At 45.9% G+C, this 14280-nt stretch carries 10 protein-coding genes; 7 read left to right on the forward strand and 3 right to left on the reverse strand.

Annotation, left to right across the window (positions count from 1 at the left end):
- Positions 1-5 precede the first annotated feature (5 nt).
- Entirely contained in the window at positions 6-575 is a 570-nt protein-coding gene (locus EGI32_RS07265) for an L-threonylcarbamoyladenylate synthase (protein ID WP_255154719.1), read from the forward strand.
- Between the two features lie 87 nt (positions 576-662).
- Here EGI32_RS07265 and EGI32_RS07270 read toward each other — a convergent pair whose 3' ends face one another.
- Positions 663-1244, reverse strand: coding sequence for a porin family protein (locus tag EGI32_RS07270; RefSeq protein WP_255154720.1), 582 nt, complete (start codon positions 1242-1244; stop codon positions 663-665).
- A gap of 334 nt (positions 1245-1578) precedes the next feature.
- On the opposite strand from EGI32_RS07270, the gene EGI32_RS07275 reads away from it, so the two are divergent.
- Complete coding sequence (locus EGI32_RS07275; RefSeq protein ID WP_255154721.1) at positions 1579-3336, forward strand: DEAD/DEAH box helicase; 1758 nt, start codon at positions 1579-1581, stop codon at positions 3334-3336.
- Between the two features lie 145 nt (positions 3337-3481).
- On the opposite strand, the gene EGI32_RS07280 is transcribed toward EGI32_RS07275, so the two are convergent.
- Positions 3482-3931 (reverse strand): ORF6N domain-containing protein, encoded by a 450-nt coding sequence (locus tag EGI32_RS07280; protein ID WP_255154722.1) that lies wholly within the window; start codon positions 3929-3931, stop codon positions 3482-3484.
- A gap of 213 nt (positions 3932-4144) precedes the next feature.
- Here EGI32_RS07280 and EGI32_RS07285 point away from each other — a divergent pair, with 213 nt between their 5' ends.
- The 3 genes from EGI32_RS07285 to EGI32_RS07295 all read left to right on the forward strand — a co-directional run bounded on the left by EGI32_RS07285 (position 4145) and on the right by EGI32_RS07295 (position 6084).
- Entirely contained in the window at positions 4145-4615 is a 471-nt protein-coding gene (locus tag EGI32_RS07285; RefSeq protein WP_255154723.1) for a DinB family protein, read from the forward strand.
- A gap of 93 nt (positions 4616-4708) precedes the next feature.
- Complete coding sequence (locus tag EGI32_RS07290) at positions 4709-5590, forward strand: helix-turn-helix domain-containing protein (protein ID WP_255154724.1); 882 nt, start codon at positions 4709-4711, stop codon at positions 5588-5590.
- Positions 5591-5595: 5 nt separating this feature from the next.
- Positions 5596-6084, forward strand: coding sequence for a DUF983 domain-containing protein (locus tag EGI32_RS07295; protein WP_255154725.1), 489 nt, complete (start codon positions 5596-5598; stop codon positions 6082-6084).
- A gap of 30 nt (positions 6085-6114) precedes the next feature.
- On the opposite strand, the gene EGI32_RS07300 is transcribed toward EGI32_RS07295, so the two are convergent.
- A complete protein-coding gene (locus EGI32_RS07300) occupies positions 6115-9684 on the reverse strand; it encodes a PKD domain-containing protein (protein ID WP_255154726.1) in 3570 nt (1189 codons plus the stop codon).
- Positions 9685-9966: 282 nt separating this feature from the next.
- Here EGI32_RS07300 and EGI32_RS07305 point away from each other — a divergent pair, with 282 nt between their 5' ends.
- Both EGI32_RS07305 and EGI32_RS07310 read left to right on the forward strand, forming a co-directional pair.
- Positions 9967-13344 carry a YCF48-related protein gene (locus EGI32_RS07305; protein ID WP_255154727.1) on the forward strand — a complete coding sequence of 1126 codons (3378 nt, stop codon included), beginning with the start codon at positions 9967-9969 and terminating at the stop codon, positions 13342-13344.
- 19 nt (positions 13345-13363) lie between these two features.
- Entirely contained in the window at positions 13364-14272 is a 909-nt protein-coding gene (locus EGI32_RS07310; protein ID WP_255154728.1) for a PorP/SprF family type IX secretion system membrane protein, read from the forward strand.
- The last annotated feature ends 8 nt before the right edge of the window (positions 14273-14280 follow it).

Raw genomic sequence — 14280 nt, forward strand, 5'->3', positions numbered from 1 at the left:
ATCAAGTGATCTTCGAACACGATATTGAAGCCTGCCTGGAAGTATTGCACAACGGCGGATTGATACTTTACCCTACTGATACCGTATGGGGCATCGGATGTGACGCCACCAATGAAAAAGCCGTATCAAAAATCTATACATTAAAGAACCGTAACGAACAGAAGAGTATGATCATCCTGCTGGCGGATGAAGCGGATGTTCCCGCGTATACGGACCAGGAAAATGTGACCATTTTTGATTACATCAAAGGAATTCAGAAACCTACCACCGTCATTTACGACAAAGCGAAAAACCTTGCCAGGAACCTGCTGGCCGAAGATGGCAGTGTGGGCATGCGCATTGTAAAAGATAAATTCTGCAAAAGACTCATCACCGAATTCGGCCGCCCCATCGTATCTACCTCCTCTAACGTTAGCGGCTACCCGCCGCCAATGGTATTTTCGGATATCGATGTGCGCATCAGTGAGGGAGTGGATTATGTAGTGAAATACCGGCAGGACGATACGGAACCCGCATTGCCCAGCACGGTGATCCGATTGAATGAAAATGGATCGATAACAATTTTACGGCCGTAGGCCGTAAAACAGGTTCAAAAGTTGAAGGCATTCTATTAGAATATATCAACCTTTTGAACCTCTTGAACTTTTAAACATCTGGAACATTTATAACGTTATCCCCAGCCCCACCTGGAAGCTCTGGCTTTTCCATTTTTCCGAAGAAGTGATATCATTGAGATTGCTCAAGCCAAGTGCGTAACGGCCATACAGGCGCAGTTTGAGGATATTGAGCTGTATGCCTCCCACCATGCTGAAGTCCCCACCTTTGAATGCATTTTTACCGTTTTCGATGGCAGTCTTGTCCTTATCGAGCAATACACCAAATTGCGGGCCTACCTGTAATGATACGAACTGATTGGCGTTGTAATTAAGCAGGATCGGGATCTTCAGGTATTTCAGTTTTGCATCAGGGAAACCATTGATCTTATAAATGTCGCTGAAATTGCTGGTGGTATCTATATTGATCTGGCTCAGTAATATTTCGGGTTGTATGCCCCATTTATCATTTACATTGATCTGGCTGAAAACCCCGAGCTGGTAACCATAAGAAAAAGCTTCTTTAAAGGATTTACCGTTTATCTTGTTGATATCGGCTCCGCCTTTGATACCAAATTTTACACTTTGCGCCTGCGCACCGGCAGAAGCCGCCATTATTAAAATGGTTACGAGGAAAGGTTTTAGTTTCATTTCTGTAGGTTTTAAAGTTCATAATCATTTTCAACTTATATGCCAATCATTTAACACGATGAATACTACCTTGTTAATATAAATGCAATTATTAAAAATAAAAGCCGTACATTTGCGGCGATTTTAGAATTTCTGAGAATTACATGACTATGCTCAGACGCTGTTGATAGCAGGTAGTTTAAATTACTACCACCAGGATTACAAAGTTTCCCCAACGGCCAGAAGCATTACATGTGACCATCAAAAAGCTTTTTTTTGACCACATGAGTTTTGCTATCGGCCCATAACTGGCCTGGCAGTATTACACGGTCTTCATTTTAAAAAACATTATACAATGAGTGCATCTTTTGAAGCATTGGGCCTAAACGAAAACATCGTTCAGGCAATTTCCGACCTTGGCTTTTCCGAGCCGACACCTATTCAGTCACAAGCTATTCCGGTACTGTTATCAGGTACGACGGATTTTGTAGGGCTTGCACAAACCGGTACCGGTAAAACAGCCGCGTTTGGTTTACCGTTATTACAATTGATGAATGCCGCCGATAAATTTCCGCAGGCATTGATCGTTTGCCCTACAAGGGAATTGTGTTTACAGATCACCAATGATCTGATGGATTTCATGAAACACAGCAAAGGCATCATGAGCGAAGCCGTTTATGGTGGAGCATCCATCATGATGCAGATACGCAACCTGAAAAGGGGCGTGCAGATCGTGGTAGCCACTCCCGGTCGCCTGATCGATCTGATCGAACGTAAAGCAATCGATCTTCAGAAAGTAAAATATGTAGTGCTGGATGAAGCCGATGAAATGTTGAACATGGGTTTCCGTGATGATATCGACTTCGTATTGAAAAATACCGTGAACAGGGAAAGCATCTGGCTATTCAGCGCTACCATGCCACCTGAAGTAAGGGCAATCGCCAAAAACTTCATGGAGAATCCCAAAGAAATTACTGTGGGTAAAAAGAACAGCGGTAATGTAAATATCGATCACCAGTTTTATGTTTCGCCTGCGCATAGCCGTTATGAAACATTGAAACGCCTGATCGACTTCAACCCGGGCATGTATGGCATTATCTTCACAAGGACCAAAGCCGATGCTCAGGATATTTCAGAACGCCTTTCCAAATCCGGATACGAGATAGAAGCCCTGCATGGCGATCTTACGCAGCAGCAGCGCGACCGCGTCATGGCTCGGTTCCGTACGAAAGCGCTGCAGTTACTGATTGCAACCGACGTAGCGGCACGTGGTATCGACGTGGATGGTATCACTCACGTGATCAACTACGAACTGCCGGACGATATGGAAGTATATACTCACCGTAGCGGCCGTACCGGGCGTGCAGGGAAAACGGGTATCTGTCTTTCTATCTGCCACAGCAGGGAAACCTACAAGATCCGCAGCCTGGAAAAAATGGTGAACTCGCAGTTCCACAAACTGGATATCCCGAGTGGCAAAGATGTGTGCCGCAAACAATTCTTCCATTTCATGGACAAACTGATCAGTACGGATATTTCTCATGGTGATTATGAAACTTATCTTCCGGACCTGATGACGAAGTTTGAGAACGTAAGTAAAGAAGAAGTATTGCAACGTGTGGCTGCGCTGGAGTTTGACCACTTTTTGAAATACTATGAAAATGCTGAAGATCTGAATGCAAAAGACAGCAGCCGCAACAGGGAACGTTTTGATGGCAACAAGGACGACAGCAGCCGTAAAGAGCGTACATCGTTCAACAGGAAAGACAATGGTTACACCCGTTTGTTCATTAACCTTGGAACGAAGGATGGGTTTTACAAAGCCAGTTTTTTGCAATTCATCCTTGATGAAAGCAGCCTGAAAAAAGAAGTGCTGGGCAAGATCGATATGCGTGATATGAATACATGGGTGGAAGTGGATCACAGCAGCGCTGCGAGCATGATAAAAGCGATCGACGGCAAACGTTACAACAACCGAACTGTACGCATGAATGAAGCCGATGGGGGTTTCAAACGCCCCAGCGACGAACAACGCGGTAACCGTGAAGTTGGTGGACAACGCAGGGAAAGCGGCGAAAGAAGAAGAACTTTTGCTCCAAGGGATAGAAAATAATCCGTAAAAAATTATAGTAATAGAGCCCTGGCGAATGCCGGGGCTTTTATTTTAATTACCAAGGGCTTAAGCTCTGGGGGCAATTAAAAAACTTTCAGAATTGGAGGACGCAATTTGCGTCCTCCAATTCTGAAACCCTTGCTGGTTAAGGTTTAAAGCCGATTCGCCTTCTTGGTTCGGGAGGTGGATTAATGAGTTGTTTTAGGTAAACAAAGATCAGTTTTATGTCATCATCATGCGCAGTAAGCCTGGTCTCTATCTTCTGTAGCTGAAGCAAAATATCTTTATGTGCTATCAGCATTTCCTTCATCCTGGCAAAAAGCCTGATGATCTGGATATTCACCTGTATTGACCGTTCACTATTTAAGATACAGGAAAGCATGGTAACTCCCTGTTCGGTAAAACAAAACGGAGGATGCCTCAGCCCCACTTTATCTTCATTGGAGGACGCAAATTGCGTCCTCCAATTTTCAAATTCCTTTTTATTCATTTCAAACATGAAATCTTTTGGAAACCTTGTACTGTTGCGTCGCACAGCCTCCTTTAAACGTTTTGTTTCCACTTCATACAAAATTGCAAGATCACGATCGATCATTACTTTTTTGTCCCCTGATAAGATATATCTTACTCAGTATTTTTTCGTCAGTGGCACTGATTGGATGAATTGACTTAGCCATAAATTATTACTATGGTCAAATGTAAATTTCAAGAGCCTGAAAAAATCTGTTGAAATCACCGGTAAATGATGTTATTTTCCTACCGTAATTGTAGTTTATTCACCAGATTTTCAATCTTACATTTTACCCACATGACAAAGTCAACCTACCGTGGAGCAGTAAAAGCATTGCTTGCAGAAAATGAAAAAGCCATCCGCGAACTTCAGCAGGTACTCGTAACCGTAAGTGATCAACAACTCGCCGCTATTGTTGATCACGATACGCCTAATCCCGATTGCCGCTCGATACAAACTATCATGACCCATGTAGTGGCTGCCGGTTTTTCGTATTGCGTGTACATCCGCAATCATCGCGGAGGTGATGACCAGCGGCCGCAGCGAAGAACTTTTGCCACAGCGGCCGAATATATCGCTGCGTTGGAAGATGTAAATGTTTACACACACGAGACTTTCAATAACATCTATGATCATGAGCTGGAGTTTTTCAACGAGTCGGAAAAGATCCTGACCCGCTGGAAGCAGCATTACGACTACGAGCAACTGATGGAACATGCGATCGTACACATTCTGCGTCACCGCAGGCAGATCGAAGGGTTTCTTTAAATACTATCAAACAAGTAAAAAGTACCACAAAAACCCTGTAATATTCTATAAAATCATTTTTCATCTGCGTAGTTTTGTACCATAAACGGATACATGCTCAAACAGGTGCTCCCCATATATGCGATCTGCAATCTGAATGATCATCCCGGCGGGGATGACGAACTGATAGCGGCCCGTTTTTCGGATTACCTGCTGGCGCACCAGGACCTTCATTTTCCACACAAACATTCCTTTTTTCACCTGGTATATTTCACCAAAGGAAGTGGTACACACTCTATCGATTTTGTGCAATATCCTGTAACGCCCGGCCAGATCTATTTCATGATCCCCGGCCAGGTGCATACCTGGGATTTTGAAAAAGCACCCGATGGCTTCATCGTAAATTTTTCCGCTCATTATCTCGAAAGCCTGATCGCTGATCCGAGATACACGGACAGGTTCAGTTTTTTTTCAGGCGCCTCCAACGACCAGGTATTGCAGCTTCCTGCATCAGCTCAGCCGGTGATCAAAAAAGTATTGGAAAATATCGTCAAGGAAAATCATCTCCGGAGCAGGCTTTACAAGGATCTGGTGAGGGCACTGCTGATCGAATTATTCATTCTTACCGAAAGGTGTGTATCAAAAGAGGAATCGCTGCCGTCAACCAGGCGTAAACAATCGCTGGTCCGTGAATTTCAGCAACTGGTAGAAGTTCATTACAAAGAAAAAAAACTGACGAAAGATTATGCCGACATGTTGCATATAACACCCAATCACCTGAACGCTTTGTGCAAAAGAAATTCAGGCATTCCGGCTGGTGAAGTTATCCGTGAAAGAATATTGCTCGAAGCAAAAAGATTACTCATCAATGCACAGATGACAATAGCGGAAATAGCGCTGGAATTGAATTTCGCCGACAATTCCTATTTCTCCAGGTTCTTTAAAAAATACGCAGGGGTAACTCCTCAAACATTCAGAAAACAAGTTTTAAAATAAGATATATGGAAACGATACACCTGGCTTCCGCCAAAGAGCTCAATCAACAGGAGAATTATTCCCCAACTGTGCTCAGCCTGCTTAAATGCAAATGCCCGCGCTGCAGAAAAGGCGATATGTTTGCCGAAAAAAATCCATGGAACCTGAAAAAGACCATGAAGATGAATCACGAATGTGCGGTGTGCGGACAAACGTTCGACCTTGAAGTTGGCTTTTATTATGGATCAGGTTATATCAGTTATGCACTCACCGTCGCATTGAGCGTGGCTACATTTGTTGCGTGGTGGGTATTATTCGGCTTTTCGATCCGCGATAACCGGATATTTTACTGGCTGGGTGTAAATGCATTCCTGTTGATTGCTTTGCAACCTTACCTGATGCGGGTTTCGCGTACAGGTTGGCTCGCATTTTTTGTACGCTACGATCGCAACTGGAAAAACAATAAGCCGAAAGCACCGGAACGCACCAATAAAGATCTGGAGAATTACTGGTAGTACTACGGGCAATGGTGCCGGGTATTTTCCCTATCGCAATAACATAACAGTGCCTTTGATGTCATGTATGGAGTTAGCCGTAGGCCTCAATATATATACATAAGATCCCTGTGGCTGCGGCTGTCCTTTAAATGTTCCGTCCCACCAGCGTCCTCCGCCTTTTGACTGGAAAACTATTTGTCCATAGCGGTTGAATACTATCAGCATTGCATCAGGATAAAATTCCAGTGCAGGTATCTTCCAGGTATCGTTGCGGGTATCGTTGTTAGGCGTAAACGCAGATGGTACATAAATGTCCGTCACTATTTTCACTATCATACTGTCGTAGCCAATGCATTTGCTCGCAGGGTTTATAGCCATCAGCCTGTAAGTCACATTGGAAGCCGGCGTTGTTACTGGATTTAATATAGCAGCATTGTTAAGATATGTTGACGGCGACCATAAGAACTGGTATTGTGAAGGATTCGAAATGCTGGCCTGGATGGTTTTACTGCTACCCGATTCTATGGTCAGGTCCGGACCGGCATTCACCAAAGGTGTGGCCCCGATGGCGATCGTTTTATTTGCAAGGTTAGAGCCACATCCTGCAGTGTTGAACACTTTCAGGCTAACGCTGTAATTTCCTGCAACAGCATAGGAACGGGTAAAAGGGGGAACACTGCTTCCTGTTCCGTTTCCAAAATTCCAGTTCCAGCTCGTGACCGCTGTATTTACCGGCGCAATAAAACTGAGTGGTTTATTTTCACAAAGTGTATCTCCCAGTATGCTGAAAACAGCTGCCGGATTAGGGTTTATTATGGAAATGATGGTATAAACAGTATCGCTGGCACAGCCTGTTTTTACTGCATGGCGTACGGTAACATTTGTCAACTGTGAACTGTAGGCATGTGTGGCTGAATTGGATGTGTTGCTGACCAGTGTTTGACCATCACCAAAATCCCAGTACCAGGTGGCAGGAGCACTGCTGTTGAAAGGAAGGGATGAAACAAAGCTTACGGCACTGTCGATACACATTTTTCCATTGCTGGTAAAGCTGACTACCGGCTTAGCAGTAACCAATACCGGCAATTTAAATGAATCACTTTTGCATCCGTTGCTACCCGTCACCACCAGTGAAACAGTAAAATTGCCCGCGCTGGTGTAGGGATGATTGAAAGGAATGTGGTTAACATTATTTGCTGTATTCCCATCGCCAAAGTTCCATTGCCATGTGATAAGACTTTGCCCTACATAGGAACTATCGCTGAAGCGCACTGATTCGCTGATACAAATATCTTTATCAAAACCAAATTTGGCCACTGGCTTCGGAAGTATGCTGAACGTGCGTTTGAGCGTATCACTTTTGCAGCCTTTGTCGGAAGTTACTACCAGGTATACCGTATAACTTCCGGCGGTAATGTATTGATGCGTAAACGTGGCCCCGCTGCTTCGTGTTTCAGATTGGCCATCGCCAAAGTTCCATTGCCAGCTCACGATACTTCCGTTAACCACCGAAGAAGTATCGGTAAACTCTACATTGCTGCCGGCACATAACGTAGCCCCATAGCCGAACTTTGCTACAGGGCTTTCCAGTATGTTCACCACTTTGGTCGTATCCCCGGTACAGCCGTTGTCCGCAAATATCCTGTACCGTACATCCTGAGGGCCGGCTATGTTGAATTTTTTTACAGTGTTCACCGTACCGGCGCTGGTATTATCTTCAAATGTCCAAAGGTACTGAGTGATATTGAATCCCGCCGATGTGGGGATACCGCTGAAGCGAAGCGAATCATTCAGGCAATTTTGTGCGGACACGCTGAAATCGGCGGATGGACCGGGCTTGACCACTACAGTAATACCCGAAGTTTCTGTGTGACCGCAATTATCTATATCCGGCGATTGATAAGTGACCGGGATTGTATAAGTCCCCGGTGTGGTAAACGTAAAATCCTGTTGAAGTGTATAGGTGTAATATTTTCTTCCGTTTATGGTTTCATTACCTAAGGGAACAGGGTTGTTTATGACCGAATCAACATTTGGGTTCAATCCGCCGCCAGCCTCGCTCAGTTTCCAATGTATGCTGGTTAAGAGGTAGGCTGTTTTGATGAATAATCTGGATTGCGTCTTCGGGCAGGTGAATGTATCGATGTTGCCGGATGTGTTAAAAGTATTTTTGATGCTTCCGTATGAATTCAGGTTATTGATAAAGCAGCCAACATTGTACCCGTAGCTTTCATAGTTACCGATGCCGTATACAGTAGCTGTGAATGCTTCATCGCAGGTGATCCTGTGTTGTGCGGCAGCGCCAATAAAACGCACCAATGCTACGGAATAAGCCGGATAATTGGGATGCGGGATGATCTGTGCTGCCGGTACCACATTTCCATCCACCCGGAGAGAAGCTGTTGCTGCCGTGGGCAGGTGAATATTAGCGTACACGTAGTCGATAGATGACTTGCGGCTGGTATAAAACAGCACCGACTTCTGCCCCTGCTCTATCGGGCTCAGGTAAAACATTTCGGGGTCGCCATAAGATGGCGGCGAAGGGGTGGTGGTTGGAAAATTCCAGCACTGGTTTTTATTAGGAGTGTATTGAGAAACAATAACCGGTTTATCCGATTCGATAAAATCCCCGCCGGTAGAATCCATGTATTCGTAAAAGAAATTTTTGATCAGGCCCGTCATCACTACACCGTTCTTTTTTACTACAGCCGTCGGATCGGCCACACAAATCCGGTAATAATTGCGGTTTGTTTCCCTGATATCGGTATTCGTATTATTGGCCGTATGATACGTCAGATAACGTGTGCCCCAGGCCTGTGCAGGAAAAACCTGCTGGTGCACAAATTCTCCCCCATCGCCCCGGCAAAGGCGGATACCGCCAGATCCGGAAAAAACGCCTACGGGGTGACACTTGCCATCGGCCCCGGCTATTGATAGTATCTTGCTTCCCGTCATATCCTTGCTGGCTTTTGCGGGATCGCCATTAAAGATCGCTTTGCCAAATACATGATAAGATTCCCCTTTGTTGAGGTTGACAGTGTACGTCTGCCCCGGCAACCAGCCATTCTTTGTGGTATCCGATGGAGTGATCTCCAGCCTGGTGTTGTCTTCGGTAGCCACGGCATAGAACCAGGAGTACCAATCGTTCGGGCTGCTCTGCGAGGTAGTCTGATAATAGTTGATGGAATAATAGGTGTACCCGTATGTTTCAACAGGCATCAGCATCGTTGCGCCAGACACCATGGTAGAATACACGTGTGCGTATACGGCCACGGGCACATTGCTTACAATGTGGATACCACGGTTGTTCAGCCCGTCTGTAAGCGTCCTTGCATCATCGGGCCCCGATTTAGGAATGAGGATGCTGGCATTTACCGTATTAGCCGGAATGATCAGCGTTTGGGTGTAACCGGTATTCGTGATGGATACCGTAACGGTAGCAGCCTGCTCAGTGCTGATATAAAGGGCGAGTTCCTGGAAGTTGACCGGCGTTTCATTGAAAAAGCTGTAATCATAGCCGTAAGCCAGCCAGAACTCCTTTCCCCTGTTGGATTTATCCTGGGCGCTCAACACTATCGTAACGTGCAACAGGATCAATGTAAACAACAGTCTAAGCATGGTATTCGATCTGTATTAGAAAAAGTTGGAACTGTACAAATTAACCACTTAAATATCACCTTCAACCCAATACCAGTATGATTTTTAGCCGAAAGCACAAAATTGAGTAGTAACACCTATTTATCAAATGGAGTAGTTATGCTCATAAATAAAATATGTTTAAAATATACTTTTATGGCCTTTAATAAAAAGTACGTTTCCCGCTTAAAATCCTTTTTTAATATTCCGGTTCTGCAACGTCTATTTTAACCAAACAATTAAAACAAAATGAGAAGAAACTTCATGAGAAAAAATTTTACACTTTACCTGGTGGTGATTTTTGCGCTGCTGGCCGGTGCGGCTCATGCCCAGGTGGTTGGACAAGGATCTTACAATACCGTTAATTGGAAATTCAGCAATCCCAGGCAATTCGGGTTTACCGTACTCGATGTTGATTTCCTGGATAACAACAATGTGATTGCTGTTGGAAGCGATGGAGGCATAGCAAAAAGCACTGATGGAGGCGCCAACTGGACCTACGGGCCGTTCACCTTTGTAAACGCAGCGGGACTTCGCACCAAATCAAGCCTTAGCGATATCCACTATGTATCGTCCAGCGTGGCGTACGTAGTAGGTTCTGCCGGTTGTATGGCCAAGACCAACGATGGCGGAACTACCTGGAATTTCATCCAGACACCTCTTTTCGGCAACGCCAGGAACATCAACACCTGCTGGTTCATCAATGAGAACAAAGGATACATTGCCGGGCAATTCAACACGCTCGATTCTATCCCCAAATTATATTTCACCATTAACGGAGGTGCTACCTGGGATTCATTGAATGCGCCCATCGGCGGCAAAACCGTTGTTGGTTATATCAACAATCCGAACCTGCCTCCACTGGCATGGAACATCGACGCCAAAGGAAAGGAAATTCATCGCATACAGTTTGCCGACGATAACACGGGTTATATCACCGGCGGAGGCTCCAGCCTTTTCCCAAGATTCCCCTCAGCAGTTGCCGCTACCTGTTTACCAACAGGAACGACTACCAGTACAGGCTCCAACAATGCTTCCCTTGTCTGGAAATTTAAGAACGGCACACTCACTGATTATTCTTTAAGCAAAGAACGGCTGGGTTACACCGGTATCAATACCAATACCATTACCTGTACCACTACTTTCGGGAGCATTACGCCGCAAAGCCAGCTGTTCAGGGCGCTGAGCATCATCAACGATTCTACGATCGTATTGATGTCTTTCAACAACAACATCGTGGTAAAAGTAAAAACGGGGGTAAACGACAGCACACTCAATGTAAATCTTCCGGGCGTATATGAGAAAGGAAAATACGAACTGCTCAATTTCCCTTTCCCGCCAACGGCAGGCCCCAATGCAGGCCCGTCTATTCCTAACCCGCAGGTATTGCTTGCCAGCAATCCATACACGATCAAAAAAGCAGCAAACGGAAAACTATATGCCCCGGCTAACTTTGGTAACCTATGGACGTCCGTAGATACCGGCCGCAACTGGATACAGGAAAAAAGCCTTCCGCAAGGCAAGAACTTCAGCGACAATGCCACCTGGGCAATGGACATATCACCTTCCGGTAAATTCCTCACCATGGGTGCAAATGGCGTAGTAGCCGATTCCACCGCCGGAGGCGTATTCCAAAGCACGTATCGTTCCATACCGCTCACCGCTTCCCATTCCGATGCGGAGTTTCCCGATTGCAACAATGGTATCCTCGCGGGTGGCTCAAACATTAGCGTAACCGAAGATGGCGGCAATACATGGCTCGACAAGAGCAGGCCCGATTTTGCCGCATCCTTCTACAGCATCGGCGGGTTAGCCTACCCTACACTTACCAAATCCTATTTCGCGGTAAGCAACGGCGTGGTATATGTTTCCACCGATAAAGGAACAACACTCGATCCGGCTTATTCCAACTTCAACTTCCAGATGCTGGATGTAGCAGCCATTGGCAACGATACGGTATGGGCCGTAGGATACAGCCAGTTCAGCGTTCCGTCCGCATCAAGAACATCCAGTGTTTTCAGGTCCATTGACGGAGGCGCCACCTGGACCGCGATAGGCGGTTTCCCTATGGGAACAACTGCCCCCAACTTATCAAAAATATCTTTTGCCAGCAGGAACGTAGGTTACCTGGCAGGATCAAGGAACTCCATTTATAAGACAACAGATGGCGGTACCACATGGACCAGCATCAATCCCTTCCCGGCTTTAAATGAAGGCCCGACCGGCTTTCCAAATGCTTTCATTTCTTATACCGAAATAAAGGCATTGGATGAAAACACCGTTTTCGCTATCGGCAACATGTTCACCAGCACCGGTATCAAACGGGTGTACAAATCCACCAATGGCGGTACTACCTGGACAGATATCACGGGCAACATCCCTGCATTATTCCCGGTGGGCAACCTGATCGGGCTCTGCATGTCGGACGCCAACAATGGTTATGTAACCGCCGGAAGCTCATTGTTTAAAACCACTGATGGCGGTACTACCTGGACAATGGATATAGCGCCCATCAACAGCCTGTTTGAAACCATGGCATTCTCTCCACGCACTGTTCCGGCAGGTATTCCTTTCGAAAACAGGAAGCTGATCGTAAGCGGTTTTTCTGCCCCGGTAGCCAACGGCGCTATCATGGAATATGGCAACCCGGCAAACATTGCCGTAAATACTACCGAAGTAATTACCAATACCAACTGCGCTACCGCCAATGCGGGAAGCATCGTGATCAATGCTACCGGTGGCTTGCCTCCCTATTCTTACAGCATCAATGGAGGCGCATTCCAGCCTTCCGGCAGCTTTACAGGATTGACACAGGGCAACTATACGATCACTGTTAAAGACGCTTTCTGCGGCCTGCTGACTAAAACTGTAGCGATCGGTTTTACCGACAACCTTACTGTAGCGGTATCTCCATCGGATACTACCGTTTGCTCCGGCGCTCCGGTGCAGCTCACGGCTACCAGCCTGGCCGGCGCTACGTATGCCTGGTCGCCTGCTGCGGGCTTATCATCGGCCAGCATCAGCAACCCGGTTGCTACTGCCGGGAACAGCAATACCGTTTACACCGTTACTGCTACTTTGGGCGCTTGCGTAAAAACGGCTACCAGCTCGTTTACCATTAAAGCCAGCCCTGTCATCAGCGCGGGTGCTGACAAAACGATCGTTCAGGGGGATGCTGTATTACTGGAGGGAACTGTGTTCAACGGCGCAGGCTCTATTGCCTGGACACCGGCGGCAACACTCAGCAATGCCAATACCCTGGCGCCATTGGCCAAGCCAACTACCACCACGGTGTATACATTAACCGTAAAAGACAACAACAGCTGTACTTCTACCGATGATGCTACGGTAACCGTATTGCCTTATTGCATCAAAATAAACAATGCGTTTACACCTAATGGCGATGGCATCAACGAAAGATGGATCGTTACCAACGGCAGCGCCTGTACCACACAGATCGGCGCAAAAGTATATAACCGGTATGGCAGCCTCGTGTACAGCAATGATAATTACAGCAATGACTGGGATGGAACCTACAAAGGAAAACCTGTTCCGGATGCCACTTATTATTATGTACTTACGTACAGGCTGATCAATAATAAAACAGTGACATTGAAAGGTGACGTAACTATCTTAAGGTAAAATTTAAACTACAACAATCATGAAAAAATATATCCTGTTGGTATTTATCTTAAGCACAGCTTATATTACCAACGCACAGCAATTGCAAAACTCTTCCTTTTATGATATGCAGGGGATAATTAACAATCCGTCCATGGCGGGTGTATTTCAAAAGCCTGAAGTAAAAGGCACAGCGGGCGCTACCTATCGCAGCCAATGGAGCGGTATCAGTGGAAGCCCCGAAACGATTACCGTATTCGGTTCGTTTGCGCTTCCGAAACAAAAGATCGGCATTGGCGGTTATGTTTATAACGATAAGACAGGGCCTACCAGCAGGACCGGTATCCAGCTGGCGCTGGCAAAACATATCCTCATGAACAACGGTGCAAATTTTTCGCTGGGTATTGAAACCAAATTGCAACAGTATTCCATCAACAAGTCGAAGCTGTCCGAATCCCTGGCTTCAGATCCTGTACTGGGTGCAAGCGACAACCGGATGAAATTTGATGCAGGTTTCGGCATATCATATACCACCGAAAAATTTCAGCTGGGTGCTTCGGTTACTCAACTGGTGCAGTCAAAACTTGATTTTTACAGCGGTAATTTACAGCGGAGCGAAGTGGCCCGGTTGTACCGCCACTATTATGCACACGGCTCTTACAACTGGGACGTGGATGGCGCGACCACCATCACACCAAACTTCCTCGTAACATACTTACCAAATGCCCCTACCGAATTCCAGGGTGGTGTAAGGGTGGAACACAACCAGGCATTTTTCTGGGGCCTTGCTTTAAGGGCAAGGCAAAGCTGGATGCTTACCGCAGGGTTGCATATCCACAAAAAACTCACCATAGGTTATACCTATGATGTTTACAAGACGCCTATCAGCCTGTTTGATAATGGTTCCAATGCACATGAAGTTTTACTGAAATATAACTTTCTGAAATAAGTCTTTTT

Origin of the sequence: Ferruginibacter sp. HRS2-29 (assembly GCF_024343615.1) — a bacterium.
In the GTDB taxonomy this organism is placed as follows: Bacteria; Bacteroidota; Bacteroidia; order Chitinophagales; family Chitinophagaceae; genus Ferruginibacter.